The sequence below is a fragment of the Pandoraea sp. PE-S2R-1 genome, from assembly GCF_002179865.1.
Lineage (GTDB): Bacteria > Pseudomonadota > Gammaproteobacteria > Burkholderiales > Burkholderiaceae > Pandoraea.
This window is the reverse complement of the sequence record NZ_NGUR01000007.1, coordinates 184,132-210,683: the sequence shown is the minus strand read 5'-3', so window position 1 is coordinate 210,683 and position 26,552 is coordinate 184,132. Positions and strand designations below refer to the sequence as shown.

At 64.6% G+C, this 26,552-nt stretch carries 19 protein-coding genes and 2 riboswitches; of the genes, 15 read left to right on the top strand and 4 right to left on the bottom strand.

The features are described from left to right. Nucleotides 1-42: 42 nt before the first annotated feature. A complete protein-coding gene (locus CDV44_RS03605) occupies nucleotides 43-2,646 on the bottom strand; it encodes a heavy metal translocating P-type ATPase (RefSeq protein WP_087686700.1) in 2,604 nt (867 codons plus the stop codon). Between the two features lie 379 nt (nucleotides 2,647-3,025). Between CDV44_RS03605 and CDV44_RS03600 the strand changes: the two genes are divergently transcribed. The 3 genes from CDV44_RS03600 (at nucleotide 3,026) to CDV44_RS03590 (ending at nucleotide 5,171) form a co-directional block, all read left to right on the top strand. Further along, complete coding sequence (locus CDV44_RS03600) at nucleotides 3,026-3,223, top strand: heavy-metal-associated domain-containing protein (RefSeq protein WP_087686699.1); 198 nt, start codon at nucleotides 3,026-3,028, stop codon at nucleotides 3,221-3,223. A gap of 189 nt (nucleotides 3,224-3,412) precedes the next feature. Continuing rightward, nucleotides 3,413-3,590: riboswitch (FMN riboswitch) on the top strand. Nucleotides 3,591-3,686: 96 nt separating this feature from the next. Continuing rightward, nucleotides 3,687-4,424 carry a 3,4-dihydroxy-2-butanone-4-phosphate synthase gene (gene ribB, locus CDV44_RS03595; RefSeq protein ID WP_087686698.1) on the top strand — a complete coding sequence of 246 codons (738 nt, stop codon included), beginning with the start codon at nucleotides 3,687-3,689 and terminating at the stop codon, nucleotides 4,422-4,424. 156 nt (nucleotides 4,425-4,580) lie between these two features. Next, the gene (locus CDV44_RS03590) at nucleotides 4,581-5,171 is read left to right on the top strand and encodes a PaaI family thioesterase (RefSeq protein ID WP_087686697.1); all 591 of its coding nucleotides are present in this window, start codon (nucleotides 4,581-4,583) and stop codon (nucleotides 5,169-5,171) included. 203 nt (nucleotides 5,172-5,374) lie between these two features. On the opposite strand, the gene CDV44_RS03585 is transcribed toward CDV44_RS03590, so the two are convergent. Then, the gene (locus tag CDV44_RS03585) at nucleotides 5,375-7,171 is read right to left on the bottom strand and encodes a cation:proton antiporter (protein ID WP_087686696.1); all 1,797 of its coding nucleotides are present in this window, start codon (nucleotides 7,169-7,171) and stop codon (nucleotides 5,375-5,377) included. A 479-nt stretch (nucleotides 7,172-7,650) separates the two neighbouring features. On the opposite strand from CDV44_RS03585, the gene CDV44_RS03580 reads away from it, so the two are divergent. The 4 genes from CDV44_RS03580 to CDV44_RS03565 all read left to right on the top strand — a co-directional run bounded on the left by CDV44_RS03580 (nucleotide 7,651) and on the right by CDV44_RS03565 (nucleotide 11,227). Further along, nucleotides 7,651-8,358: a DUF2848 domain-containing protein gene (locus tag CDV44_RS03580; protein ID WP_087686695.1), complete on the top strand. Its 708-nt coding sequence runs from the start codon at nucleotides 7,651-7,653 to the stop codon at nucleotides 8,356-8,358. A gap of 14 nt (nucleotides 8,359-8,372) precedes the next feature. Beyond that, the gene (locus CDV44_RS03575; RefSeq protein ID WP_087686694.1) at nucleotides 8,373-9,077 is read left to right on the top strand and encodes a GntR family transcriptional regulator; all 705 of its coding nucleotides are present in this window, start codon (nucleotides 8,373-8,375) and stop codon (nucleotides 9,075-9,077) included. A gap of 2 nt (nucleotides 9,078-9,079) precedes the next feature. Next, nucleotides 9,080-10,465, top strand: a complete 1,386-nt coding sequence (locus CDV44_RS03570) for an amidase (RefSeq protein WP_087686693.1) — start codon at nucleotides 9,080-9,082, stop codon at nucleotides 10,463-10,465. Between the two features lie 249 nt (nucleotides 10,466-10,714). After that, the gene (locus CDV44_RS03565; protein ID WP_058377834.1) at nucleotides 10,715-11,227 is read left to right on the top strand and encodes a disulfide bond formation protein B; all 513 of its coding nucleotides are present in this window, start codon (nucleotides 10,715-10,717) and stop codon (nucleotides 11,225-11,227) included. Nucleotides 11,228-11,327: 100 nt separating this feature from the next. Here CDV44_RS03565 and CDV44_RS03560 read toward each other — a convergent pair whose 3' ends face one another. Continuing rightward, nucleotides 11,328-12,320, bottom strand: a complete 993-nt coding sequence (locus CDV44_RS03560) for a LysR substrate-binding domain-containing protein (RefSeq protein ID WP_249277392.1) — start codon at nucleotides 12,318-12,320, stop codon at nucleotides 11,328-11,330. Between the two features lie 209 nt (nucleotides 12,321-12,529). On the opposite strand from CDV44_RS03560, the gene xdhA reads away from it, so the two are divergent. The 7 genes from xdhA (at nucleotide 12,530) to CDV44_RS03525 (ending at nucleotide 22,856) form a co-directional block, all read left to right on the top strand. Next, the gene (xdhA, locus tag CDV44_RS03555; RefSeq protein WP_087686692.1) at nucleotides 12,530-14,002 is read left to right on the top strand and encodes a xanthine dehydrogenase small subunit; all 1,473 of its coding nucleotides are present in this window, start codon (nucleotides 12,530-12,532) and stop codon (nucleotides 14,000-14,002) included. 12 nt (nucleotides 14,003-14,014) lie between these two features. After that, complete coding sequence (xdhB, locus tag CDV44_RS03550; RefSeq protein ID WP_058377832.1) at nucleotides 14,015-16,363, top strand: xanthine dehydrogenase molybdopterin binding subunit; 2,349 nt, start codon at nucleotides 14,015-14,017, stop codon at nucleotides 16,361-16,363. After that, nucleotides 16,363-17,490 (top strand): xanthine dehydrogenase accessory protein XdhC, encoded by a 1,128-nt coding sequence (xdhC, locus tag CDV44_RS03545; protein ID WP_212677071.1) that lies wholly within the window; start codon nucleotides 16,363-16,365, stop codon nucleotides 17,488-17,490. The genes xdhB and xdhC overlap by 1 nt, the downstream gene beginning before the upstream one ends. Before the next feature lie 173 nt (nucleotides 17,491-17,663). Further along, a complete protein-coding gene (locus CDV44_RS03540; RefSeq protein ID WP_087686691.1) occupies nucleotides 17,664-18,704 on the top strand; it encodes an adenosine deaminase in 1,041 nt (346 codons plus the stop codon). Nucleotides 18,705-19,046: 342 nt separating this feature from the next. Next, nucleotides 19,047-20,471 (top strand): NCS2 family permease, encoded by a 1,425-nt coding sequence (locus CDV44_RS03535; RefSeq protein ID WP_249277391.1) that lies wholly within the window; start codon nucleotides 19,047-19,049, stop codon nucleotides 20,469-20,471. A 19-nt stretch (nucleotides 20,472-20,490) separates the two neighbouring features. After that, nucleotides 20,491-21,819, top strand: a complete 1,329-nt coding sequence (gene guaD, locus CDV44_RS03530; protein ID WP_087686690.1) for a guanine deaminase — start codon at nucleotides 20,491-20,493, stop codon at nucleotides 21,817-21,819. Between the two features lie 262 nt (nucleotides 21,820-22,081). Then, nucleotides 22,082-22,270, top strand: a riboswitch (yybP-ykoY riboswitch). A gap of 28 nt (nucleotides 22,271-22,298) precedes the next feature. Further along, complete coding sequence (locus CDV44_RS03525) at nucleotides 22,299-22,856, top strand: TMEM165/GDT1 family protein (protein ID WP_058377826.1); 558 nt, start codon at nucleotides 22,299-22,301, stop codon at nucleotides 22,854-22,856. Between the two features lie 129 nt (nucleotides 22,857-22,985). Here the strand turns inward: CDV44_RS03525 and CDV44_RS03520 are convergent, their stop codons facing one another. Then, nucleotides 22,986-23,597, bottom strand: coding sequence for a DUF4136 domain-containing protein (locus CDV44_RS03520; RefSeq protein WP_064675049.1), 612 nt, complete (start codon nucleotides 23,595-23,597; stop codon nucleotides 22,986-22,988). A gap of 212 nt (nucleotides 23,598-23,809) precedes the next feature. Between CDV44_RS03520 and pepN the strand changes: the two genes are divergently transcribed. After that, nucleotides 23,810-26,521, top strand: a complete 2,712-nt coding sequence (gene pepN, locus CDV44_RS03515) for an aminopeptidase N (protein WP_087686689.1) — start codon at nucleotides 23,810-23,812, stop codon at nucleotides 26,519-26,521. The last annotated feature ends 31 nt before the right edge of the window (nucleotides 26,522-26,552 follow it).

Below are 26,552 nucleotides of genomic sequence, written 5' to 3'. Positions count from 1 at the left end.
CATCGGGCGTGATCCCCCAGTGCGTCGCCCCTGATCGATTCATTATGCGCCGTTCGGCGTGTGCCCGGGCAAATCGCCCGGCACCGCCCGGGCAGCTTGCCCCGGCGCTCCGTTCGCTCCCACGCCCGCAACCGCCGTCGTTGCGACACCCGTGCTATTCGCCGGACGCCAGCGGCGCAACAACAGCGCGTTGCTCACGACACTCACGCTGCTGAGTGCCATCGCCGCCCCGGCGATCACCGGGCTCAGCAACCCCAACGCCGCCAGCGGAATGCCGACCACGTTGTACGCGAAGGCCCAGAACAGGTTTTGCCGGATCTTCGACCACGTGCGACGCGACACGTCGATGGCATCGGCAACCCGCAGCGGGTCACCGCGCATGAGCGTAATGCCGGCGGTCTGCATCGCGACGTCCGTACCCGACCCCATGGCGATGCCGACATCGGCTGCCGCGAGTGCCGGAGCATCGTTGATACCGTCGCCGACCATCGCTACGACCGCGCCGTCGCGCTTGAGTTGCGTAATGACTTGCGCCTTATGCTCCGGCAACACGTCGGCGTGCACCTCGTCGAGCCCCAGCGCCGCCGCGACCGCATTGGCGCTGCCCGCGTTGTCGCCCGTCACCATCACCGTGCGCACGCCCAATGCGTGCAGCCGTTCGACCGCCTCGCGCGCCGAGGCCTTGACGGTGTCGCCAAAGGCCAGCAAACCCAGCAACCGGGGAGATTCGATAGGGTTCACACCGGCACTTGCCCGAGCGTCGCCATCGCCGATGCCGCCCGCGTTGCCACTGACATCGCGCCCCGTATCCACCAGCCACGACACCGTGCGTCCTTCGCTGGCCAGCCGTGCAGCCTCCTGCGCCAATTCGCCTTGCGACACATGCAGTTCGTCGAGCAACCGTGCATTGCCCAACTGAAGCGCATGCGCCGTGCCCGACTCGGTGATACGAGCGCGCATGCCGCGCCCCGGCAACGCCGCAATGTCGCTCGCCACCGGTACATTGCCCGCGAGACCGGCCTCGTCGGCGGCCGAGATCACCGCCTTCGCCAACGGATGCGAACTTCCCGACTGTACGGCCGCCGTCCAGCGCAGCAACGTTTGTGCTTCCACGCCCGATGCGGGCAAGTAGGCGACCAGACGTGGCTTGCCTTCGGTCAGCGTGCCCGTCTTGTCGAAGGCAACGACGCTCACCCGATGCGCCAGTTCAAGCGCTTCGGCATCCTTGATGAGAATGCCCTGCCGCGCGGCGGCTCCCGTGCCCACCATGATCGCGGCAGGCGTCGCCAACCCCAGCGCACACGGACACGCGATCACCAGCACTGCCACTGCATTGAGCATGGCGGCTTCGAAGCCGATGCCCAAGGCCCAGCCGGCCACCAGCGTGATGAGTGCGATCACGACCACCACCGGCACAAACACAGCAGCCACCCGGTCGACGGCCCGCTGAATCGGCGCCTTGCCCGCTTGTGCGTCTTCGACCATGCGAATGATGCGGGCGAGCGCGCTATCGGCACCCACGGCCGTCGTTTCGACGCGCAATGTCCCCGCGCCGTTGATCGAACCGCCGACGACGGTATCCCCTGCCGCTTTGTCGATCGGCAACGGCTCGCCGGTCAGCAACGATTCGTCGAGCTGACTCGCACCGTCGCGAATCACGCCGTCGACGGGCAACCGTTCACCGGCGCGCACAACGACCCAATCACCGACGACCACCTGACCGAGCGGCACGCTCACCTCATTGGCCGCGCCATGCGGATCACGCAGCACACGCGCCGTCTCCGGACGCAGCGCCGCCAGCGCGCGAATCGCCTCGACCGTACGGCGCTTGGCGCGCGCCTCGAGCCACTTGCCGAGCAGCACCAAAGTGATGACGACCGCCGCCGCTTCGAAATACAGGTGCGGCATGCTGCCCTCGGGCGCACGCCACCATTCGTAAAGACTCAGGCCATAAGCGGCCGACGTCCCCAGCGCGACGAGCAAGTCCATATTGCCGCTGCCGGCCCGCACGGCCTTGTAACCCGCGCGATAAAACCGGGCACCGAGCCAGAACTGCACCGGCGTGGCGAGCAGAAATTGCACCCACGACGGCGGCATCAGATGCACACCGAACGGTTCGAGCAGCATGGGCAACAACAACGGCAACGACAGCAGCGCCGCCACGGCAACCGGCCACCACGCCGGGCCCTCGTGCGAGGCCGCCTCGGCTGCCGGGTCGGTGACCGGCGTCGCTTCGTAGCCCGCCTTCTGCACGGCAGCCGTGAGTACGGCCGCATCCACCGCGCCGCGAACGCCACGCACCGTGGCTTTCTCCGTCGCCAGATTGACGCTGGCCTCCACCACGCCGGGCACCGCACGCAACGCTTTTTCGACACGTCCGGCGCACGACGCGCAGGTCATGCCGCCAATGGCCAACTCGAACGATTGCTCGGCCACCTGATAGCCCGCGTCGCTCACCGCATGCTCCACGGCGCCCAGCAATGCCGACGGCGTCACGTCCGGCGATGCCTCCACCGCCGCCGTCTCCGTGGCGAGGTTCACCGTCGCGTTGGCAACGCCGGGGACGCGCCGCAATGCCTTCTCGACACGCGTCACGCACGAAGCGCAGGTCATGCCTTCGATGCCGACCGACCAGTTCTGAGTCATTTGAGCGCCTCCATGAGCACTGTCATCATGTGTCGAAGCATAGACCTTGCCATGACAGGAAGGTCAAGCGTATTGCGGCAACTCGCCGCGGCATATTGCCTCGGCGGCCGCTGGTGAACCTCTGGCGGGCGATTACCGAGCAGCGGCGGGGTCCAGCCGCGAGAACACGATGCAAGACAAGCCATCACCATACCGCCACCGGAACCGCGCGGGTTTGGGCCGCGTCTGACCCGTCACGCGAATGGGCTGAAAAATCGCTTGAGCTTCCCGTTATAGGAAGGTCTATGATCGGTTCACGTCGGAAGGGATACCGAAGCAACGGAAGCCCCCGGACTCCCCAAACCTCGAACCTGTTGGTCAGTTACTCAAGGAGTACATCATGCAAGTACAAGTCGAAGGAATGAGCTGCGGTCATTGCGTCAAGGCCGTCACGCGCGCCATCACCGAGCGCGACGCCGCCGCAAAGGTCAATGTGGATCTGGGAGCAGGCCGTGTCGATGTCGACAGCCGCCTCTCCCCGGCCGAAGTGACGGCGGCCATCGCCGATGCTGGCTATACGGTCAAAGGCACCAACTAAACGTCATTACCTGACATCCGTGAGGCTCACGCGCCTCACGGACACGCCCCGCCCCCCGCATACCCCCGCCGTCAACGCTGCCTCCTCAGCAGACTTCCCGCACCTTGTGCTACGCTTTGTCTCGCTGAAGATGCAGTCGCCGCCCTTTGGGGCACTCATGACATTCATGACACGCTGCGTCCTTGGCATACACGTCTTCAGGGCGGGGTGAAAGTCCCCACCGGCGGTATGTGAGAGGTGCAGTTCGCGCTGCGCGCTCATGAGCCCGCGAGCGCTTGCCACCGTTGCTTTCGCAACACCGGCAGGGTCAGCAGATCTGGTGCGAAGCCAGAGCCGACGGTCATAGTCCGGATGAGAGAAGATGCGTCGATACCCGCGCTCCATGGGATGCCGTCCCATGGTGACGTCCGTTCGCATGCCCTGAAACGTTTTTCGCCCGATCCATTTACGCGAGGAGCGTTTCATGTCCGTCAATACCAGCACCACCCGCAACACCCAAGCCGTACCGCAAGCCTCGACAGCCACCGCCGCCAACGCGGATGACAACCTGTTGGCCTACCCCGCTTTCGCCAATCTGCCGCCGGTCGAAGTGCGCCTTGCCGCGTCGCTCGAAGCGATGCGCGAGGGCCGTCCCGTCATTCTCATGGACGATCTCGACCGTGAGAACGAAGCCGATCTGATCATCGCCGCTGAAAAAATCACGCCCGCCACCATGGCCATGCTGATTCGCGAGTGCAGCGGCATCGTCTGCCTCTGCCTGCCCGACGAAACCCTGCGCCGTCTCGATCTGCCGCCCATGGTCGACCAGAACCAGAGCCGTTACGGCACGGCGTTCACGGTGACGATCGAAGCGCGTGAGGGCGTGACGACCGGCGTGTCGGCCGTGGACCGCGTGACCACGATTCGCACTGCCATTGCCGACGACGCCAAGCCGTCGGATCTGTCGCGCCCCGGTCATGTGTTCCCGCTGCGTGCGCAGCCGGGCGGCGTGCTGACGCGCCGCGGCCACACGGAAGGTTCGGTCGATCTGGCGATGCTCGCCGGTCTGAAGCCGGCCGCCGTGTTGTGTGAACTCATGAACCCGGACGGCACCATGACGCGTGGCGCCGAGATCGAGCGCTTTGCCGAACTGCACAATCTGCCGATCCTCACGATCGACGAACTGGCAACGTACCGCCGCGATCAGGCACAGGCAGCGTAAGCACGCTGAGATGGGTATTGCGCGCTTTCCGGGGCGCGGTACCCACACCGCCCCCGCGTCGACATTTCCCTCTAACGCCGTGATACACGGTCATGCGAAACCGCTTCTATAATCGCCTGACATGCCTATCATCATAAAAGTTACGAGGAAGACGTCATGACGCAGAGCGCCCCCACCCTGAAATCCGTCAAACCCGATGCCGCTGCGGTGCTTGCCCAGTGGGAAGCCGACGAAGCCGCCGTGCGTGCACGGGTCGAGCGCGATGGCGCAGCGCGTTATGGCGTGGCGAACCCATCGGACGTCATCGGCCTGTCGGGCAATGAGATTTTTCAGGCGATGTTCGACGGCAAGCTGCCGATGCCGCCGATCAGCGAAACGCTCGGATTCATCGCCATCGACATCGCCGACGGTCACGCGATCTTTCAGGGCAAGCCGGCGCTTCCCTATTACAACCCGCTCGGCTCGATCCACGGCGGCTGGTTCGCCACGCTGCTCGATTCGGCCGTCGGATGTGCCATCCATTCGACCTTGCCCGCCGGACGCAGCTACACCACGCTCGAACTCAAGACGAACATGGTGCGTGCGCTCACGCGAGACGTGCCGCTGGTGCGCGCCGAAGGCAAAGTGATTCAGGTCGGGCGTCAGGTCGGGATTGCCGAAGCCCGCATCGTCGGACCGGACGGCACGCTGTACGCGCATGCGACGACGACGTGTCTGGTCTTCGACTTCCCGCCGCGCAAGGGGTAGGGTCGCGAACTCGCGAGGTCGAGCGGTCGTGAGATCGAGAGATCGTCGGCCCGCGAGATCGAAGAGGCGCGAGGCGTAATACGCGGATGACGTCAGGCCACTGAACAAAAAAAGCCCGCCGGAGACCATACTCCGGCGGGCTTTTTATTAGGCGGCTACGGCGCAAACTCCTTCGCGCCGCCAGTCACCTCAATCAGGGTGCCTCAGTGCGAACCGCCACCGCCCTGCGGGCCACCGCCGTGATCGCTTTCCGGCTGGTGCTCCATGGTTTCCTTGAGCGCGATTTGCAGCTTGGCGTGCATGCGCACGAACCAGCTGCGCATGACCACGGCCAGCACCACCGTCCCGGCGACGATCAGCACGATCATCTCGGTCGACGGCAGAATGCTCGCCGAGAGCGCCGCCACCAGCAGAATCACGCCGACCATCGCCGCAATCGGCAGAATCTCGGCAACCACGCGACGCACTTGCAACGTATAGCGTCCCGTCAGGCTAGGCGGTACCGACAACTCGACCAGCAGCAGCGAAAGCGACTTGAGCTTGCGATACACCGCAATCAGGAACGGCAGCGACACCACGAGCGCACCGCCCCAGACCACCGCGCTTTGCAGACTCGGGTCACGCACCCACGGCGACATCAGTTCCGCCAGTCGACGATAGAAGAACGCCCCGCCGAGGAAAATCGTCACCACCAGCGCCAGATTGATCGCCACGCTGACCACAATGCGTCGCACGATGCCCACGATGGCCGCGCTGTCGCCCGTCAGTTGAATGCTTTGCAGCCACTGCGTGTATTGCCCGAGCACGTACGACAGACGCCCCGGCATCACACGGCCGAGCCAGCCCGTGAACGGATCGGCACCGCGAATCAGATACGGCGTGAGCAGCGTCGTGATGACCGACACCGCCACGGCAATCGGGTACAAAAAGTCGCTCGTCACCTTCAGCGACAGCCCCAGCGACGCGATGATGAACGAGAACTCGCCGATCTGCGACAGGCCCATGCCCACCCGCATCGAGGTTCTGCCATCCTGCCCCGACATGAACGCCCCGAGCCCGCACGACACGATCTTGCCCACCACCACTGCCACCGTGATCACCAGAATCGGCACGATGTACGTGCTGAGCACGTGCGGGTCGAGCAGCAGCCCGATGGTCACGAAGAAGATTGCACTGAACATGTCGCGCAGTGGCGCGACCAGCCGCTCGATGGTGTGCAGCTCCCGCGCTTCGGCCATGATCGCGCCGATGAGAAACGCGCCGAGTGCCACGCTGTAGCCCATCTGGATGACCAGCAGACAGAAGCCGAAGCATAGGCCGAGCACCACCACGAGCAACATCTCGTCACTCTTGAACTTCGCCACGTAACCGAGAATGCGTGGCACGAGCAAGATGCCCACCACGAGCGACACGACCATGAACAGCAGCAGCTTGCCCAGCGTGAACGTGGCTTCGCCCGCATCGACCGAGCCGCTGATGGCAATGCCCGAGAGCAACGCGATCATGCCGATGGCGAGCACGTCTTCCACGATCAGCACGCCGAAGATGAGCTGCGCGAAGCGCTCCTTCTTCATGCCGAGTTCGTCGAGTGCCTTGACGATGATGGTGGTCGACGAAATCGCCAGCATGGCCCCGAGGAAGATCGAATCCATCGCCTTCCAGCCGAAGAAGCGGCCGATCTCGTAGCCGATCCAGAGCATCAGCACGATCTCGGTCAGCGCCGCCACGAACGCGGTCACGCCCACGCGCGCGAGCTTGCGCAAGCTGAATTCCAGCCCCAGCGAGAACATCAGGAACACGACCCCGAGCTCGGCCAGAATGCCGATCGTCTTCTCGTCGTGTATGAGGGCAAACGGCGGTGTGTACGGGCCGATGATCACGCCCGCCACGATGTAGCCGAGCACGACCGGTTGCCGGAACCGGTTGAAGATGACCGTCACGATGCCGGCAAGCAGCATGATGACGGCCAGGTCCTGAATGAAGTCGATGGCGTGATGCATCCGATACGTTCTCCCCGCGGCGTGTTACGCCGGTATTGCTGTTCTTGATGTCACGCCAAACGCCGCGCCGCAACCCGAAGGCCGCCGCGCCAACACAAGGCGTGATGCTTGATAAAGGTGGGAAGCCGGCTGAGACCCTGCCGGCTTGATAGACGTTGCGCGTGTCGCCCCTGGCGCGGACGTGCCGCCGGGCGGTTGGTCTTGCATGCGCCTCATTCGGATACCCGGCGCTGGAGGTCCAACGCAGGGGGAATGTCCGCAAGGCACGGTGCGACCGCGATACCACCCGCGCGCGCCGAATCAATATACGCGATGGGCGGAGACGCGCGCAACCCATGATTGACGGGGCTCTTCACAAAAAATTCCCCAAAATTCCTGCGAATCGCCCCTTCCGATGAAATTTTTTTACTTGCGTTTTGTCGCGTCGCACTGTGAAATATCACAACAATATCAATCGAATTTCACAGGAGTGCGTTTTCATGAGTTCCCGTTTGTCGTTTGCGGTGCTTGCGGTGTCACAAGGCGACGCCTCCGTTGCCGCATCAGTACCCGTCATCGCTAGTGTCGATACGCTAATCATTGCCGGCTGGGCCGGGCGCGATCGTGACGCGGTAGAGCATCACATTGCCGAATTGGCGGCCCTCGGTGTGCGCCGTCCGTCGGTCACGCCGTGTTTCTACCGGCTGGCCCCGGCCTTGCTCTCGCAGGACGACGCCATCGACGTGGTCGGCCAGACCAGCAGCGGCGAAGCCGAGTGCGTGCTGGTGCAAAGCGACGCCGGTTTGCTGGTGAGCGTGGGCTCCGACCACACCGACCGCGAGGTCGAGGCGTATGGGGTCACCGTGTCGAAACAGGTCTGCGGCAAGCCGGTCGCGCGTGAGGCATGGCGCTTTGCCGACGTGGCAGGTCACTGGGATCAACTGGAACTGCGCTCGTGGGTCACGCGCGGCGGCGTCCGGCACCTGTATCAGGAAGGCACGGTGGCCGGCCTGCTCTCGCCGCAGGAGCTGATGGCAAAACTGGGGCCGGACGGCTTGCCTGCTGGCGCCGCGATGTTCTGTGGCACACTCGCTGCCATCGGCGGCGTCGCCGGGGGCGACGTGTTCGAAATCGAACTGCGCGACCCGGTGCTCGGCCGCGCTATCCGGCATCGCTACGCCACGCAGGCGCTGGCCATCGCCGATTGATCTCCCCCGATTCGATGCTCAACGACACGCCCGACGCTTCCGCCCCCGCCGCCCCTGCGGCCTCCCCTCGCGCCGCTGTGCCCGCCGATGGCCGCAGCCTCACCGAGCGCGCCTACGAGGCGATCAAGCACGACATCATCACCTTGCGGCTGCGTCCGGGCGAAACGCTCAACGAAGCCCAGTTGATGCAGTCGACGGGGCTCGGGCGCACGCCGGTGCATCAGGCGATGCACCGTCTGGCGCTCGAAGGCTTGCTCGTGATCCTGCCGCGCAAAGGCGCCATGGTCGCGCCGGTCTCGCTCAACGATGCGCTCGAGATCATCGACGTGCGCATGATCAACGAGACCTACTGCGTCGAACTGGCCGCCCGCGCGGCGACACCCGACGACCTCGCGGCGATCAAAGCCGTGCTGGCGCGCTCGCGCGACGCCATTGCGGCACGCGACGTGGCCGTGATGATGGCCATCGACCGGGACTTCCATCTGGCGATCTCGCGCGCCTCGCGCAACCAGACGCTGGCCGAGTTGCTGCGCGGCCTGCACGAGCGCTCGCTGCGCTTCTGGTTTCTGGCCCTGTCCACGCCGAGCCATCTGGAAGGCGTGTTCGACGAGCATCTCGAACTGTATGAAGCCTTGGCGGCACACGACGCCGAGCGCGCCCGCCGGGCAATTGCCCGGCATATCGAAGAATTCCGCACCCATATTCTGAAAGCGATCTGAACATGAGCCACGACGCCATCGATCTGAAACGCCCCCTGTCCGACCTGGCCGCCGCACTCGACAGCGGCCGCACCACCAGCCGCGCCCTGACCGAGCAAGCGCTCTCGCGCATCGCCGATCCGGCGGGCCAGGGCAACGTCGTCTTCACGCAAGTGGACGCCGACGCCGCCCGCGCCGCCGCCGACGGTCTGGACGCTCTGCGTCGCGCCGGTGTCCGCCTGTCGCCGCTGATGGGCGTGCCGGTGTCCGTCAAGGACCTGTTCGACGTGGCGGGTCAAGTCACGCGCGCCGGATCGACCGTGCTCGCCGACGCCGCCCCGGCAACGCGCGACGCCCCTGCCGTGGCGCGCCTGCGTCAGGCCGGGGCCGTGATCGTCGGTCGCACCAACATGACCGAGTTCGCGTTTTCCGGGCTGGGACTCAACCCGCATTACGGCCATCCGCGCTCGCCGTGGCAGCGCGAGACGGGCCACGTGGCCGGGGGCTCGTCCTCGGGTGCCGCCGCATCCGTGGCGGACGGCATGGCCGCCGTGGGACTGGGCACCGACACGGGCGGCTCGATCCGTATTCCGTCGGCATTTTGCGGCCTGACCGGCTTCAAGCCGACCGCCTCGCGCACGCCGCGCGACGGCGCCGTGCCGCTCTCGACCACGCTCGACTCGGTCGGCCCGATCGGCCGCTCCGTCGACTGCTGCGCGTGGGTCGACGCCATTCTGTCCGGTCAGCCGGTCATTGAAACGCCTGCTGCTGTGCGCCCGCTCAAGGGCATGCGCTTTGGCGTGCTGACGAACTACGTGCTCGACGGCGCAGAACCCGCCGCCCTCGCCATTTATGAACGCGCACTCGCCGCCTTGGCCAAGGCCGGCGCGACGCTCGTCGAATTCAAATTCACCCCCTTCGAGAACCTGCCGGCCATCAACCGCTTCGGCTTCTCGCCGATTGAAGCGTTCGCATGGCATCGCAAGCTGCTGGCCGAACGCGCCGACGGGTATGATCCGCGCGTGCTCGTACGCATCCGCAAGGGCGAGCCAGCGGGAGCGGCCGACTATATCGATCTGATCGAAGCGCGAGCCGCACTCATCGGGGCAGCAAATCCGGTTTGGCAGAGTTTCGACGCGGTGCTGTGCCCGACCGTGCCGCTCACGCCGCCGGCGATCGCCCCGCTGGAAGCCAGCGACGAGACCTTCACGGCCACCAATGCGCTGGTGCTGCGCAACCCCACGGCGATCAACATGATCGACGGCTGCGCGTTCTCGCTGCCGTGTCAGGCAGAAGGCGAAGCGCCCATCGGCCTGATGGTGAGCGGCGTGGCGGGCGACGATGCGCGCCTGTTCCCGGTCGGCCGGACCATCGAGCACACGTTGCGCGAGGCGGGCTTGGGCGGCTAAACCCGCCGCGGGCGGTGACGTCCCGGCCCGATCACGGGCACCGTCTCAGGCACCCCTGTGAGTTTTGATAGCCCACAGGGGACCGCAAACGTCCGATTTTTGGGCGGAAAGTTCCGTATTTTTTCGTCTCACGCGCGAATCGACGCGGGGTTACAATGCCAGCCCATGTGCCCGGCGCCCGCATCATACGGGGGTTTACGGGCATCAGCGTGCCGTCTGTTATCCGATAGTCCACCCGCCCGAAGTGACATGAACGCTCAAATCGACCCGGCCCTGCGCCGCGAACGCTCGTTGTATTTCCTGCTGACCCTCGTGTGCCTCGCCCTGCTGGGCGGCGCGCTGTACTTCCAGTACGTGCTGCACGAAGACCCTTGTCCGCTGTGCATTCTGGCGCGCTACTCACTGGTGCTGATCGCGATTTTCGGGCTGGTCGGTGCGGTCTCGCGCGGTTGGGCGGGCATTCAGTTCGCGCGCGTGCTCGCGGCGCTGTCGGCGATCGGCGGCATGGCCGCATCGGCCTATCTGATCTACGTGCAGGCGAATCCGATGGTGAGCTGCGGCTACGACGTCGTCGAAGCCTTCGTCGATGCCCTGCCGACCTCGCGCATGCTGCCGCAGGTCTTCCAGGTGCAGGGCATGTGCCAGACGATGTATCCGCCGATTCTCGGCCTGACGCTGCCGATGTGGTCGCTGGCCGCATTTGTCGTAATTTTTCTGGCGCTGGCGCTGCATCGTCCCCGTCGCGCGATTTCGCTGCGCTAAGGCGTCATTCCCTGAATCGATATCGGCGTGTGCCCCAGGGGCACCGCCCGATATCGAAGTCTGTCTCACTGGCCGTCCTCCCGGGCGGCCAGTCTTGTCTTTAAGGCCGTCCGGCCACCGTGCCGTCGGTGGCAAGCGCCGCGCCATTGCCCGCACCAGCGCCACTCCCGGCCGCATCCAGTTCCGTTGCCACTTCCGCCACTCGCCGGCGCAGCCACGTCACCTCGGGGGCCGCGTGAGTCCGCTCGTGCCACAGTTGATAGAACCGCATCGGCGGGAACGCGAACGGTGACGGCAGCACACGAATCGGCAAGTAACGCGCGTAGTGCTGCGCAAACTGCCGCCCGGTGGTGAACACCAGATCCGTGCGCATCAGCACGTACGGCACGAGTCCGAAATACGGCATCGTCATCTGAATGTTGCGCCGCAACCCCTGTTCCGCCAGACAGCCGTCGATAAAACTCTGGCGCTCCGCCACATAAGGCGTGGGCGCGAGATGTGGCAATTCCAGATAGTGCTTGAGCGAAATGCCCTTGTTCGCGAGCGGATGCTGTGCGCCGAGCATGCACACCACTTCGTCGTCGAACAGGCGCGACATGTGCAGTTGGGGCGGCGGTTCCAGCCAGTTGCCGATCACCACGTCGAGCGAGCCGTTTTCGAGCGCACCGGCGTAGTCGAAGCCCGCATTGATCGGCTGGACGTGCAGGCGTGCCGACGGCGCATCGCGGCGCAGCACTTCGGCGATATTGGGCAGAAAAACCGCGTCCAGATAGTCCGGCGCGCCCAGCCGGAACGCCCGCGTGGTGGTCTGCGGGGCGAATTCGGTGGCCGGATGGGTGATACGGTCGATGGCGGCGAGCGCATCCGTCGCGAAACCCAGCAGCTCGCGGCCGCGCTCGGTGGCGACCATGCCGCTCTTGCCGCGCACCAGAATGGCGTCGCCCGTGATCTCGCGCAGCCGGCGCAGCGAGTTGCTGACCGCCGGTTGCGACTGGCCGAGCTTGAGCGCGGCGCGCGAAACGCTTTGTTCGGTGAGCAGCGTATGGAGCACCCGCAGCAGGTAGGCGTCGATCTGTTCGCGGGGTCTTTGCATGGGGACGGGGGCTCGGTGGACGTGTTGAACGTCTGATAACGGGGGGATGAACGATAGTTTATGACAATGCCGCGTCATCGGGGCGACCGAATAGCCATCATCATGGGCACGAAATATTTACCTCCCGCGCCGGTGCTATCTTCGGCTCATCCCCACGCCGGAGCAGTCCCGGCGCATCGACAACAATTCACTGCACTACACTGAGAATCATGGAGACACAACCCATCCGCTTCTATTACCGCGGCAAGGTGCACGAGGTCACGGGCGAAGATACGACCCGCACCGTGCTCCAGTACACGCGCGAAGACCTGCATTGCACCGGCACCAAGGAGGGTTGTGCCGAAGGCGACTGCGGCGCCTGCACCGTCGTGATCGGCGAGCTGGCCGGCGATGGCGATGTCTCCCTGCGCGCGGTCAACGCGTGCATTCAGTTTCTCCCCACCCTCGATGGCAAGGCCCTGTTCACCGTAGAAGACCTGCGCGCGCCGACCGGCGAGCTGCATCCGGTGCAACAGGCGCTGGTCGACTGCCACGCCTCGCAGTGCGGTTTCTGCACGCCCGGCTTCGTGATGTCGCTGTGGGCGATGTATCTGAACCGCCCCGAATCGGCGGGCTGCCCCAGCCGGCGCGAAATTGACGACGTGCTCTCCGGCAACCTGTGCCGCTGCACCGGCTACCGCCCGATTGTCGATGCCGCACAGAAAATGTACGACCTGCCGCGCCACGAATTCGATCGTGCCGCACTCGCCAAGCAGCTTCAGGCGCTGCAACGCGGCGAGATGCTGACGTACGAACACGACAACCACCTGTTCCACGCCCCGCGCTCGCTGGCCGAGCTGGGCACACTGCGCGCCGCGCACCCGGATGCACGCATTCTCGCGGGCAGCACCGACGTGGGCCTGTGGGTCACCAAGCAATTCCGCGATCTCAAACACCTGATTTATATCGGGCAGGTCGCGGAACTGCGCGAGATTTCGGAAGGTCCGAACGGCATCTATGTCGGCGCAGGCGCCCTGCTCAACGATGCTTTCGACGCACTGGTCAAGCACTACCCCGAACTGGCGGAACTGCGTCAGCGCTTCGCGTCGTTCCCGATTCGCAACGCGGGCACGCTCGGCGGCAACGTGGCCAACGGCTCGCCCATCGGCGACTCCATGCCGGGCCTGATCTCGCTCGGTACGTCCATCGTGCTGCGCCGTGAAGACCGCGTGCGCGAAATGCCGCTGGAGGACTTCTACATCGCCTATCAGAAGAGTGCCATCGAGCCGGGGGAGTTCGTGCAGGGCATCCGCGTGCCGTATCCGCGCACGCCCCAGCGATTCCGCACCTACAAGCTGGCCAAGCGCTTCGATCAGGACATTTCCGCCGTATGCGCCGCCTTCGCCATCGACCTCGACGGCAATGTGGTGCGCTCGGCCCGTATCGCCTTCGGCGGTATGGCCGCGACGCCCAAGCGCGGTGCCGCGATCGAAGCGGCGCTGAACGGGCAACCGTGGACCGAGGCCACCGTGCGTGCCGCCATGGCCGCATTGCCGACGGACTACCAGCCGCTCTCGGATATGCGGGCGACGAGTGCTTACCGGCTCGCGGGCGCGCAGAATCTGTTGTATCGTTTTTTCCTGGAAACGCGTACCGACGCGCCGCTGGCGGCGCACGAGGTCAATGCGTTTGCCAACGTCTGACCGGAGCCGCCCATGAACACGCAAGTTGAAGGCTTCATGACGCAGACCGGTACCACCACGGCATCGAGCGCCCAGGTGGGCCGCTCGCGTCCGCACGAATCGGCCGTCCTCCACGTGGCTGGCGAAGCCACTTACACCGACGACATCCCCGAAGTCCAAGGCACGCTGCACTGCGCACTGGGCCCGTCGCCCAAGGCGCACGCGCGCATTCTGTCGCTCGATCTCGACGCCGTGCGCAAAGCGCCGGGCGTGGTCGCCGTGCTGACCGCCGCCGACATTCCCGGCGTGAACGATTGCGGTCCGGTCATTCACGACGATCCGATTCTCGCCGACGGCATCGTGCAATACATCGGTCAGCCGATGTTTGCCGTCGTCGCCGAATCGCATGACGCGGCGCGCCGTGCTGCACGTCTCGCCAAGGGCGAATACGAAGATCTGCCGTCCATTCTTACGCCGCAGGCGGCCAAGGCCGCAGGCGCCGGCGTGTTGCCGCCGTATCACCTGCGCCGTGGCGATGCCGATGCGGCGTTGCAAGCCTCGCCGAACCGCCTGACGGGCACGTTCGAATGCAACGGGCAGGAGCAGTTCTATCTCGAAGGGCAGATTTCGTACGCCATTCCGAAAGAAAACGACGGCGTGCACGTCTACTGCTCGACCCAGCACCCGACCGAAATGCAGATGCTGGTCTCGCACGCGTTGCACTGGCACAGCCATCAGGTGCTGGTCGAATGCCGTCGCATGGGCGGCGGCTTTGGCGGCAAGGAATCGCAATCGGGTTTGTTTGCGTGCGTCGCGGCGCTGTGCGCCACGCGCCTCAAGCGCCCCGTGAAGCTGCGTCTCGATCGCGACGACGACTTCATGATGACCGGCAAGCGTCACGGCTTCTACTTCGAGTACGACGTGGGCTTCGACGACACCGGCCGCATCACCGGCGCGAAGGTCGACATGACGCTGCGCGCGGGCTTCTCCGCCGACCTGTCGGGCCCGGTCGCCACGCGCGCGATCTGCCACTTCGACAATGCCTACTACGTGCCCGATGCCGATCTGCGGGCGCTGTGCGGCAAGACCAACACGCAGTCGAACACCGCTTTCCGTGGATTTGGCGGCCCGCAGGGCGCACTGATCATGGAAGTGTTGCAGGACGCCATCGCACGCCGTCTGGGTAAAGACGCCCTCGACGTGCGCCGCGTCAACTTCTACGGCACCACCGATCGCAACACCACGCCGTACGGGCAGACCGTGAAGGACAACATCATTCACGAGCTGGTCAGCGAGTTGGAAACGACCAGCGACTATCGCGCACGCCGCGACGCCGTGAACGCGTTCAATCGCACGAGCCCGGTGCTGCGCAAAGGGCTGGCACTCACGCCGCTCAAGTTCGGTATCTCGTTCAACGTGCAGGCCTTCAATCAGGCCGGTGCGCTGGTGCACGTCTACCGTGACGGCTCGATGCTGGTCAATCACGGCGGCACCGAGATGGGGCAAGGGCTGAACACCAAGGTCGCGCAAGTCGTCGCGCACGAGCTGGGTGTCGATCTCTCGCACGTTCGCGTGACGGCAACCGACACCAGCAAGGTCGCCAACACCTCCGCAACGGCAGCGTCGACCGGAGCCGACCTGAACGGCAAGGCCGCGCAGAATGCCGCGTGGCAGATTCGCCAGCGGCTGGCCGCCTTTGCCGCGCAGAAATACGGCGGCTCGGCCGACGACGTGCAGTTCGCCAACGATGTCGTGACCGCCAACGGCAATGAAGTCGCGTTCCCCGATCTCGTGGAAGCGGCCTACTGGGCGCGCGTGCAGCTGTGGTCCGACGGCTTCTACGCCACGCCGGGCCTCTCGTGGGATGCGGCGAAGATGAACGGCAATCCGTTCTACTACTTCGCCTACGGCGCGGCCGTGTCCGAAGTCGTGCTCGACACGCTGACCGGCGAATGGCGCCTGCTGCGTGCCGACGTGCTGCACGACGCCGGCAAGTCGATCAATCCGGCGCTCGACATCGGGCAGGTCGAAGGCGCGTTTATTCAAGGCATGGGCTGGCTGACCACCGAAGAGTTGTGGTGGAACAAGGACGGCAAGTTGATGACGCATGCGCCGTCGACGTACAAGATCCCGGGGATCAGCGACTGCCCGACCGACTTCCGCGTGGCGCTGTTCGATAACACCAACGTGATGGACTCGATCCATCGCTCGAAGGCCGTGGGCGAACCGCCGCTGTTGCTGCCGTTCTCCGTGTTCAATGCGTTGCGCGACGCCGTCGCCAGCGTGAACGACCATCGCGACGAACCGGTGCTCAATGCGCCGGCCACCTCCGAGGCGCTGCTCATGGCGATTACCGAGTTGCGCACGCGGAGCGCCGGCTGATGCATCGCTGGGTCGACGCCGCCCACAAACTGCTCGCGCGCGGTGAAGCCGCCGTATTGGTCACGATCGCGCGCGTCGAAGGCTCGGCCCCGCGTGAAGCGGGCACGCATTTGCTCGTGACCCGCGAGCACGTGTGGGAAACCATTGGCGGCGGCCATCTCGAATGGCGCGCGATGGAAGTCGCGCGTCAACTGCTCAAACAGTACGGGCAACAGGGCGGGCGGCACGTCGAGCGCTTCGCCCTCGGCCCGAGTCTGGGCCAGTGCTGCGGCGGTGCCGTCACGCTCGCCTTTGAAGTGCTGACACTCACCGATCTGGCGTGGGTCAGCGCGTTGCATAAGCGGCTGAGCGCGGGCGAATCGAGCCTGCGCAGCGTGGCTTTCGGCGCCCCCGGTGCCAACGCCGTGGCCAGCCAGCAGCAAGGCGGCCCGGTGTTGCTGACCGAACTCGATGCCAGCGAACCGCTGGCGCATCCGCACACGCTCACACGCGACGCCGACGACGCCGCGTGCGCCTTCTGGCAAGGCAGCGACGGCTGGTTGTGGCTGAGCGAGCGTCTTGCACCGAGCGACTTTCATATCGTGCTGTTCGGGGCCGGTCACGTTGGCCAAGCCATCGTGCAGGTGCTCGCGACGCTGCCCTGCCGTGTGACGTGGGCCGACGAGCGCCACGAGACGTTCCCCGACACCGTACCGCCCAACACCACGGTCGAATCCACCGACACGCCCGAGTCTGTCGTGGCGGAAGCGCCGCCGGGCGCGTTTTTCCTCGTCATGACGCACAACCACGCGCTTGACCAGCGGCTGTGCGAGGAAATCTTCAAGCGTGACGATTTTGCCTACTTCGGGCTGATCGGCTCCATGACCAAGCGCCGCCAGTTCGAGCACCGGCTGCGCGACCGGGGCGTGCCGCCCGAGCGTTTCGAGCAGATGATCTGCCCGATCGGCGTGGCAGGCATCACCGGCAAGGCCCCGGCGACGATCGCCATTGCCGTTGCCGCGCAGTTGCTGCGGGTGCGCGAGCAACAAATGCATCTGAGCGCACCAGCGGGCAATACGGCCAACGCTGTCAGCAGCCACGGCGACACCGCTGCCACCGCCTCCGAACGTGCCGGCGTGTCGATCTGAGCGCCTGCCTCGCAAGGCTTTGGCCCGATTTTCGCCCTGTTTGCCCCGGTAGCTGCCCGCCGGCACGTCCCGGCGTTTCATCGCACGCGCCGCTGCCTGCGCGACGCGCGTGACCGGCACAGGCCTGCGACGGTAGAATCCCGCCCAATCCCCCAACGACAACACCCAATTCCATGCCACTCACGCCAGAACAAGCCAAGACTATCTGTGCCATGCCCAAGGCCGAGCTGCATGTGCATATCGAAGGCACGCTGGAGCCCGAGCTGATTTTCAAGTTGGCCCAGCGCAATGGCGTCACGCTGCCGTACGCCAATGTGGAGGCCTTGCGCGACGCGTACGCCTTCACCGATCTGCAATCGTTCCTCGACATCTATTACGCGGGCGCGAGCGTCCTGCTGACCGAGGACGATTTCTGCGACATGACGCGCGCCTACATTGCACGCGCTGCGCAAGACAACATCCGTCACACCGAAATCTTCTTCGATCCGCAGACGCATACGGCGCGCGGTGTGTCCATCGAGACGGTGATCAACGGCATCGAACGCGCGTTGGCCGAAGCCGAGACGCAGCACGGCATCACGAGCCGCCTGATCCTGTGTTTCCTGCGGCACTTGTCGGAAGAAGATGCGTTGCAGACGCTGGAAACCGCCCTGCCGTACTTCAACAGCCACGGACATCGTCTGATCGGCGTCGGGCTCGATTCCTCGGAACAGGGGCACCCGCCGACCAAATTCACACGCGTGTTCGAGCGCTGCCGGGCGCTGGGCTTGCGCATCGTCGCGCATGCCGGCGAAGAAGGCCCGCCCGCCTACATCTACGAAGCGCTGGACACCCTGCAAGTCGAGCGCGTCGATCACGGCGTGCGTGCCATCGAAGACGAGGCCTTGCTTGAGCGACTCGCACGCGAAAAGATCGCGTTGACGGTGTGCCCGCTATCGAATGTGCGTTTGAAAGTGTTCGAGGACATGGGCCAGCACACCCTGCATCAGTTGTTGAAACGAGGCTTGGCCGTGACGATCAATTCCGATGATCCGGCGTATTTCGGCGGCTATCTGAATGAAAACTTCCTCGCGACCTTCCATGCGCTCGACATGACGATGGACGATGCATACACGCTGGCGCAAAACAGCTTTGAGGCGTCGTTCATCAATGACAGCGAGAAAAACGCGTTAATCAGCGAATTGGCGAAATTCCGCGCGGCCAACGCGACTTAAGCGTAAATCGCGTGTGAATTAAGCGCATATTCAGCACCACGCGATCAAAAAAACGCCCGAATCATTTTCGGGCTTTTTTTTATGGTGATCGGCGCACGGCAATCCTTCAGCCAATACCAACGGTGGGAATGTGAGACACCGTATTGAGAACCAGCGCGATTCCCCGGGAATGTCGGCACGATGTATTAGCCCCGGATGATGTCCGACATTCCGCATAAGGAATATTTTCACCAGACGTGAATGCTATTTTTCGAGCGTGCCCAAATGCGCGCATCCCGGTGCCCCCACACCGGCGACGTCAAAGAGGCACACGACATCTAAGAACATCGGAGACAACACCCCATGGACTCATCGCTCAGCCCCCCGGCAGGCAGCGCCGCGCCCGAAGCGGCACAAGACACCACGCGCGTGGCGGGCGCGCAGCCTGCATCGGCACTCGATCGTTATTTCGGTATCACAGCACTCGGATCGACGTTCCGTACGGAAGTGATAGCGGGTATCACCACCTTCCTCGCAGCGATGTACATCATCGTCGTGAACCCGGCCATTCTGTCGAAGACCGGCATGGCGTTCCCGGCCGCGCTGACGGCCACTGTGCTCATCAGCTTCTTCGGCAGCTGCGCCATGGGCCTGTATGCCCGTAACCCGGTGCTCGTTGCCCCCGGCATGGGCCTCAATGCCCTGTTCGCCTTCACCATGGTGCATGGCGTCGGCATGCCGTGGCAGACCGCGCTGGGCTGCGTGTTCTGGTCGGGCATTCTGTTCGCGCTGCTCGCGGCGCTGAACGTGCGACGCTTCGTCGTCGATGCCATTCCGGCCAATCTGCGCTACGCCATCTCGTGCGGCATCGGCCTGTTCATCACCGTGATCGGGCTGGTCAACGCCAAGCTCGTCGTGAGCGACCCGGTCACCGTCGTGCGTCTCGCGCATCTGTCGCCGCCGACCGTCACTTTCCTGATCGGGCTGGCACTGACCACCGTGCTGGTCGCCCGCCGGGTTAACGGCGCGCTGATGATCGGTATCGTCGTCACCACGCTGATGGCCATTCCGATCGGCCGTTTCTGGGGCGACGGCACCGCGTACTTCCCCAAGGAAATCGCTACCGCCACGCTCGTGAACTTCCACGGCTTCTTCGCGGCGCCCGATTTCTCCGGCATCGGCCAGCTCGACCTGCTGGGTGCGTTGAAAGTCGCGTATCTGCCGTTCATCTTCGTGATGCTGTTCACCGCGTTCTTTGATACCCTCTCGACCTTCATGAGCATTGCCGAAGCCGGTAACATGAAGGATCGCGACGGCAATCCGCGCAACATGCGTCAGGCCATGATCGTCGATTCGTTCTCGGTGCTGATTTCCGGCCCGCTCGGTACGAGCCCGGCCAACGCCTACATCGAGTCGGCCGCGGGCATCGCCCAAGGCGGACGCACGGGTCTCACGGCGGTCGTTTGCGCGTTGATGTTCCTGCCGTTCCTGTTCCTCTCGCCGATGCTCTCGCTGGTGCCCGCCATCGCGACCGCGCCGGCGCTGATTCTGGTCGGCGTGTTCATGATGGAGTCCGTCGCCCGCATCGAATGGCACCGCATGGACGAGGCCATCCCGAGCTTCATCGCGCTCGTGATGATCCCGATTTCGTACTCGATTACCGACGGCATCGCTTACAGCTTCCTCGCTTTCGTCGTGCTCAAGCTGTTCACCGGGCGCGCGAAGGAAATCAAGCCGGCGATGTGGATCGTCGCCGCGCTGGCAGTGCTGCTGCTCACGCAAATGTAACGACATAAGGACCCTGCAAATGTCCACCACGACCCAAGCCTTGCGCGCCGTACGCGCGCAACTGGTCTACTTCACGCACGACCCGGCACGCGCCTACCTCGACGGCACGCCCGGTACGGTGCACCACACCGACGGCATCGTCGCGTACGAAAACGGCCGCATCACCGCCGTGGGCGACTACGCCAAGGTGGCGCCCACGCTGCCGCCGGGTACGCCCATCGACGACCTGCGCGACAAGATCGTCACGCCGGGCTTCATCGACACGCACATTCACTATCCGCAGACCGACATGATCGCGTCGCCTGCCCCCGGCCTGCTGCCGTGGCTCGAAAAGTACACGTTCCCGACCGAACGCCGCTTCGAGAACCCGGAATACGCGGCCGACGTCGCTCAGTTCTTCCTCGATGAACTGCTGCGCGGCGGCACGACCACGGCGCTCGTGTACTGCACGGTGCACCCGGGTTCGGCGGATGCCTTCTTCAAGGCGAGCGATGCGCGCAACCTGCGCATGATTGCCGGCAAGGTGATGATGGATCGCAACTGTCCGGAATTCCTGCGCGATACCGCCGAGAGCGGCGGCCGCGACAGCGAGACGTTGATCCAGCGCTGGCACAACCACGGCCGCCAGATGTACGCCCTGACGCCGCGTTTCGCCCCGACTTCGACCGAAGCCCAGCTCGGCGTGTGCGGCGAACTCGCGCAGCGCTATCAGGACGTGTTCATCCAGAGCCACGTTGCCGAGAACACCGACGAAGTGGAATGGGTGCGCTCGCTGTTCCCGGGCCATCGCAGCTATCTCGACGTGTACGACCACTACAAGCTGCTGCGCCGGCGTGCCGTATACGGCCATTGCATCTGGCTCGACGACCACGACCGCCGCCGCATGTTCGAGACCGGCACCGTCGCGGCACATTGCCCGACGTCGAACCAGTTCCTCGGCAGCGGCCTGTTCGACTTCGCGTCGGCCGAAGCCACGCGCATGCCGGTGACGCTTGCCACCGATGTGGGCGGCGGCTCCACGTTCTCGATGCTGCAAACGATGAACGAAGCGCACAAGGTCGCGCGCTTGTCGGGCTATCACCTCACGGCTGAGCGCATGTTCTATCTGGCCACCGAAGGCGCCGCACACGCGCTCGATCTGCACGGCACGATCGGCACGCTGGCAGTCGGGGCGGAAGCCGACTTCGTGGTGCTCGATCCGAAGGCGACGCCGTTGCTCGCCCGCCGTTCTGCGCTGGCCGAGTCGCTCGAAGAGTTGCTGTTCGCGTTCGCGATGCTCGGCGACGACCGTGCCATTGCCACGACGTATGCCGCCGGCAAGCCGGTGCATCGACGCGCGGCGCACTGACATCGAGGCGCTGATGTTTGCGCATTGAGCCCGTGCATGACGCTGTTGCATTGCTTTCGCGAGGAAACGTACGCCGCCGCCTTGGCGCGGCGCACGTTCCCCCGCGGTCGCCGACCGTGCGCAAGGGGCATGCGGTCGGGGATCTCCTTGGGCGGCTTCGGCCGCCCTTTTTTGCTTTCCGGTCGCGGACTCCCTGCGCGGCAAATTGCCCCACGGTGTGCGCGCCATCACTTGCGTGTCACGAATCCGATGCTATAATCCGCTCCGATTCATTGGGGAGTAGCCGCCCTGTCGTGCACATCGTGTATTGCGAGTAGTGCGTGTACCGGCAGGGGCGTACGTCAACAGACTTGGCCGATTTCGGCTATGGCGTGCGCAGCCGAAGGGCCTGGCGAGACCGATGACGATGCTTCCGCCAACCGGGCCGGGATGCATTGTCATTGGCTCGCATCAACGTGGCCCGGCGGAGAAAAAATAAGGTGTCCCCATTCCTCATCTCGACCGGCGTCGTCGGTCTCGCCGAAATCGGCGACAAAACCCAACTGCTGGCCCTCGTTCTCGCTGCGCGCTTTAAAAAGCCCGTGCCGATCATTCTTGGCATTCTCGTCGCCACGCTCGTCAATCACGGCTTCGCCGGTGCGCTGGGCGAATGGCTGTCGACCGCCATCAGCCCGTCGATCATGAAGTGGGCCGTCGTCACGTCGTTCATCGGCATGGCGATCTGGATTCTGATTCCCGACAAGGTCGACGACGAAGACGCCAACACCAAGCGCAAGCTCGGCGTGTTTGCCTCCACCGTGCTGACGTTCTTCATCGCCGAAATGGGCGACAAGACGCAGATCGCCACGGTGATGCTCGCCGCGCGCTATCAGGACTTCTTCGGCGTGGTCGCCGGCACCACGCTCGGCATGATGCTCGCCAACGTGCCCGCCGTGCTGGTCGGCCACAAGTTCTCGGGACGCCTGCCCACGCGCGCCGTCCACGCGGTGGCCGCCGTCATCTTCCTGGTGCTCGGCATCATCACGCTGATGCAGTAACGCAGAAAAACAAAAACGCCGGGCAAGGTGTCGCGCCGCGCTTTCAGCGGCACGACGCCCTGCCCGGCGTTTGCGCAACCTGTCACATGACAGCGCTGCACACGGCCTGCCGTGCTGCGCCCTCACCCATCACTGTCCGACTTTCTGCTCCACGTTGACCGTGCGCCCGCTCGGGAACGGCAACTGCTTGAGCGCCGCATCGATCAGGTACGGCATGGTGGATGCCAGCGACGTGCCCCCATCGCTCGTCTCGGCCGACACGCGATACACCTCCTTGCCGCTCGCCCGATCGGTAAAGCGCAGTTGCAGCCCCTTGAGCGCATACGGATAGTCACGCTCGATGTAGGCCGGCATCGCGCCGCCATACGGGTAACCGTACCAGCCCCACGGACGTCCCCAAGGTCCCCACGGCCCCCGTGCAAACATCGGGTCGTAGGCCGGCTCGGCCACGCGCATCATCTGCTGACTGATGCCATAGCTCATGCCCACCAGATAGTGAGCCGACGACGGGCTTTGCTCGGCGAAACCGTCACCGGCCAGCCGGTTGCGCAGCCACTGCTCGTAGGTCGCGTGCTCCTGATTGTTCTGCTGCTCCGGGGTACGCGTGAGCGCGTAAGTGCGCGGCCCATCAAAGCCCGGCGAGTCGCCAAACGCGGTCACCTGGCTCGTGACCGTGCTGGCACAACCGGCCAGCATGGCGCTGGCAGCGACCAGCGTCGCCATTCCCCATCTTTTCCACATGATTCACTGCTCCAGAGAAATGCCAAGTACGGCAAAGCGCGCCCCTCGCGCCGATTTAAGCATAGGACGGTGCCTCGTGCACCTCCCGAATCTTTGACGGTTCGGCACGGGCAAAATTCTCCAAATTTTTCGACGTTGCACCAAGTGACGAGCCAAAACGCGGCAATCCGTTACAATTTGTGAATCCTTGGCCGTCCGCAAAATCACCGTCCATGCTCAGAACCGATATCGCTGGCCTTATTCAGCGCTCCGACTATACGCCTCCGGCGTACCTGATCGACACCGTCCAACTCGACTTCGACCTCGCTCCCGACGTCACCACCGTGACCAGCCGCCTGCGCGTGCATCGCAACCCGGCAGGCGCGGGCAGCGATCTCGAACTGGTCGGTCAGGGCCTGCAACTGGTGAGCCTAGAAGTCGACGGCAAGCCGTGGAGCGGCTACCGCACCGGCGAAGAGACGCTCACCGTCGAGACACCGCCCGAAGCGTTCGAACTCACGCTCGTCACGCGTTGTTGCCCGCAGGAGAACACGTCGCTGATGGGCTTGTACGTGTCGGGCGGAAATTTCTTCACCCAATGCGAAGCCGAAGGCTTTCGCAAGATCACCTACTTCCTCGACCGTCCGGATGTGATGGCGACCTACACCGTCACGCTGCGCGCCGATCGCGAAGCGTATCCGGTTCTGCTCGCCAACGGCAACCTGATCGACAAGGGCGATTTGCCCGACGGCCGCCACTTCGCGATCTGGGACGACCCGTTCAAGAAGCCGAGCTACCTGTTCGCGTTGGTCGCAGGCCGTCTGGTGTGCCGCGAAGCGCGCATCGTGGCCGGCGATGGCCGCGAGAAGCTGTTGCAGGTCTGGGTCCAGCCGCAAGACCTCGACAAGACCGAACACGCGATGGACTCGCTCATCAATTCCATCCGCTGGGACGAAACGCGCTTCGGCCGCGTGCTCGATCTCGACCGCTTCATGATCGTCGCCGTGAGCGACTTCAACATGGGCGCGATGGAAAACAAGGGCCTGAACATCTTCAACACGAAGTATGTGCTGGCCGATGCCGCCACCGCGACGGATGACGACTTCGGCAACATCGAAGCCGTGGTCGGCCACGAGTATTTCCATAACTGGACCGGCAACCGCGTGACCTGCCGCGACTGGTTCCAGTTGAGTCTCAAGGAAGGCCTGACGGTGTTCCGCGATCAGGAATTCTCGGCCGACATGATGGGCTCGGACTCGGGCCGCGCGGTCAAGCGCATCGACGACGTGCGCGTGCTGCGTCAAGCGCAGTTCCCCGAGGACGCGGGCCCGATGGCTCACCCCGTGCGCCCCGAGAGCTACGTCGAGATCAACAATTTCTACACCGTCACCGTCTACGAGAAAGGCGCCGAAGTCGTGCGCATGTATCAGACGCTGCTCGGCCGCGACGGCTTCCGCAAGGGCATGGACCTGTACTTCGAGCGTCACGACGGTCAAGCCGTGACGTGCGACGACTTCCGCGCCGCGATGGCCGACGCCAATCAGCGCGACCTGACGCAATTCGGCCGCTGGTACAGCCAGGCCGGTACGCCGCGCGTGACGGTTGACGCCACTTACGACGAAGCCGCACGCACCTATACGCTCACGCTCACGCAACGCTGTCCGAAGGTCGGTGTCGAATTGCACGACAGCGGGCTCGTCAAACAGCCGTTCCATATTCCGTTTGCCGTGGGCCTGCTCGATCGCGACGGCCGCGACATGGCGCTGCGTTTGGCCGGTGAACCGGCGGATGCCCCCGCCGCCACCACGCGCGTGCTCGACTTCACGCAGGAGCGTCAGAGCTTCACGTTCGTGGACGTGGATCACACGCCGATGCCCTCGTTGCTGCGCGGTTTCTCTGCGCCGGTCATCGTGGAGCACGAATACACCATCGACGAACTTGCGTTCCTGATGGCGCACGACAGCGATCCGTTCAACCGCTGGGAAGCGGGCCAACGCCTCGCCACGCGTCAGTTGCTGGCACTGGTCGAATCGATTCAGATGGGCCAGTTGCCGAGCGTTGACAGCTACGTGCTCGAAGCTTTCCGTCAGGTCCTGCGCGACGAAACGCTCGACCCGGCCTTCCGCGCGCAAGCTCTTACGCTGCCGGCCGAGTCGTATCTCGGCGAGCAGATGAGCGAGATCGACCCCGCCGCGATTCATGCGGCGCGTCAGTATCTGCGTCAGCGTCTGGCCGCCTCGCTGCATACCGAGTGGCTGGCTGCGTATCACAACCACCGCGTGCCGGGTGCCTATCGCCCGGACGCCGCATCGGCCGGCGAACGCGCGCTGAAGAACCTCGCGCTGTCGTATCTGATGGAGCTGTCGGACGCTGGCGTGGCGCAAACCGCCCGCACGCAGTACGACACTGCCGACAACATGACGGACCGCTTCGCCGCCCTCGCGGCACTCGTGCAACGTGGCGGTGCCGCGCGTGACGGCGATGCGGCGCATGGTCAGAATCACGCCGCCGAGGCGCTCGACGACTTCTACCAGCGCTTTGAACACGAAGCGCTGGCCATCGACAAATGGTTTGCCTTGCAGGCCATGCAACGCGGTGACGGCAGTCACTGTGTGATCGATGCGGTGCGCGCGCTGATGCGCCACCCGGCGTTCACGATCAAGAACCCGAACCGCGCACGCTCGTTGATTTTCAGCTTCTGTAGCGGCAACCCGGCGCAGTTCCACGCGGCCGACGGCTCGGGCTATCAGTACTGGGCGGAACAAGTGCTGTCGCTCGATGCCCTGAACCCGCAAGTCGCTGCACGCCTCGCACGCGTACTCGACCGCTGGCGCAAGTACACGCCGACGCTGCGCGACCGTATGCGCGACGCGTTGCAGCAAGTCGCGGACCACAAAGCACTGTCGAAAGACGTGCGCGAAATCGTGGAGAAGGCGCTGGCCTGAACGGCTGGGCAGTCACGCTGATGGGGTGACG

What these genes read in the sequence shown, in the direction of transcription:
- CDV44_RS03605 (WP_087686700.1), bottom strand. Translation starts at nt 2,646, where the DNA reads ATGACTCAGAACTGGTCGGTCGGCATCGAAGGCATGACCTGCGCTTCG.
- CDV44_RS03600 (WP_087686699.1), top strand. Translation starts at nt 3,026, where the DNA reads ATGCAAGTACAAGTCGAAGGAATGAGCTGCGGTCATTGCGTCAAGGCC.
- ribB (WP_087686698.1), top strand. Translation starts at nt 3,687, where the DNA reads ATGTCCGTCAATACCAGCACCACCCGCAACACCCAAGCCGTACCGCAA.
- CDV44_RS03590 (WP_087686697.1), top strand. Translation starts at nt 4,581, where the DNA reads ATGACGCAGAGCGCCCCCACCCTGAAATCCGTCAAACCCGATGCCGCT.
- CDV44_RS03585 (WP_087686696.1), bottom strand. Translation starts at nt 7,171, where the DNA reads ATGCATCACGCCATCGACTTCATTCAGGACCTGGCCGTCATCATGCTG.
- CDV44_RS03580 (WP_087686695.1), top strand. Translation starts at nt 7,651, where the DNA reads ATGAGTTCCCGTTTGTCGTTTGCGGTGCTTGCGGTGTCACAAGGCGAC.
- CDV44_RS03575 (WP_087686694.1), top strand. Translation starts at nt 8,373, where the DNA reads ATGCTCAACGACACGCCCGACGCTTCCGCCCCCGCCGCCCCTGCGGCC.
- CDV44_RS03570 (WP_087686693.1), top strand. Translation starts at nt 9,080, where the DNA reads ATGAGCCACGACGCCATCGATCTGAAACGCCCCCTGTCCGACCTGGCC.
- CDV44_RS03565 (WP_058377834.1), top strand. Translation starts at nt 10,715, where the DNA reads ATGAACGCTCAAATCGACCCGGCCCTGCGCCGCGAACGCTCGTTGTAT.
- CDV44_RS03560 (WP_249277392.1), bottom strand. Translation starts at nt 12,320, where the DNA reads ATGCAAAGACCCCGCGAACAGATCGACGCCTACCTGCTGCGGGTGCTC.
- xdhA (WP_087686692.1), top strand. Translation starts at nt 12,530, where the DNA reads ATGGAGACACAACCCATCCGCTTCTATTACCGCGGCAAGGTGCACGAG.
- xdhB (WP_058377832.1), top strand. Translation starts at nt 14,015, where the DNA reads ATGAACACGCAAGTTGAAGGCTTCATGACGCAGACCGGTACCACCACG.
- xdhC (WP_212677071.1), top strand. Translation starts at nt 16,363, where the DNA reads ATGCATCGCTGGGTCGACGCCGCCCACAAACTGCTCGCGCGCGGTGAA.
- CDV44_RS03540 (WP_087686691.1), top strand. Translation starts at nt 17,664, where the DNA reads ATGCCACTCACGCCAGAACAAGCCAAGACTATCTGTGCCATGCCCAAG.
- CDV44_RS03535 (WP_249277391.1), top strand. Translation starts at nt 19,047, where the DNA reads ATGGACTCATCGCTCAGCCCCCCGGCAGGCAGCGCCGCGCCCGAAGCG.
- guaD (WP_087686690.1), top strand. Translation starts at nt 20,491, where the DNA reads ATGTCCACCACGACCCAAGCCTTGCGCGCCGTACGCGCGCAACTGGTC.
- CDV44_RS03520 (WP_064675049.1), bottom strand. Translation starts at nt 23,597, where the DNA reads ATGTGGAAAAGATGGGGAATGGCGACGCTGGTCGCTGCCAGCGCCATG.
- pepN (WP_087686689.1), top strand. Translation starts at nt 23,810, where the DNA reads ATGCTCAGAACCGATATCGCTGGCCTTATTCAGCGCTCCGACTATACG.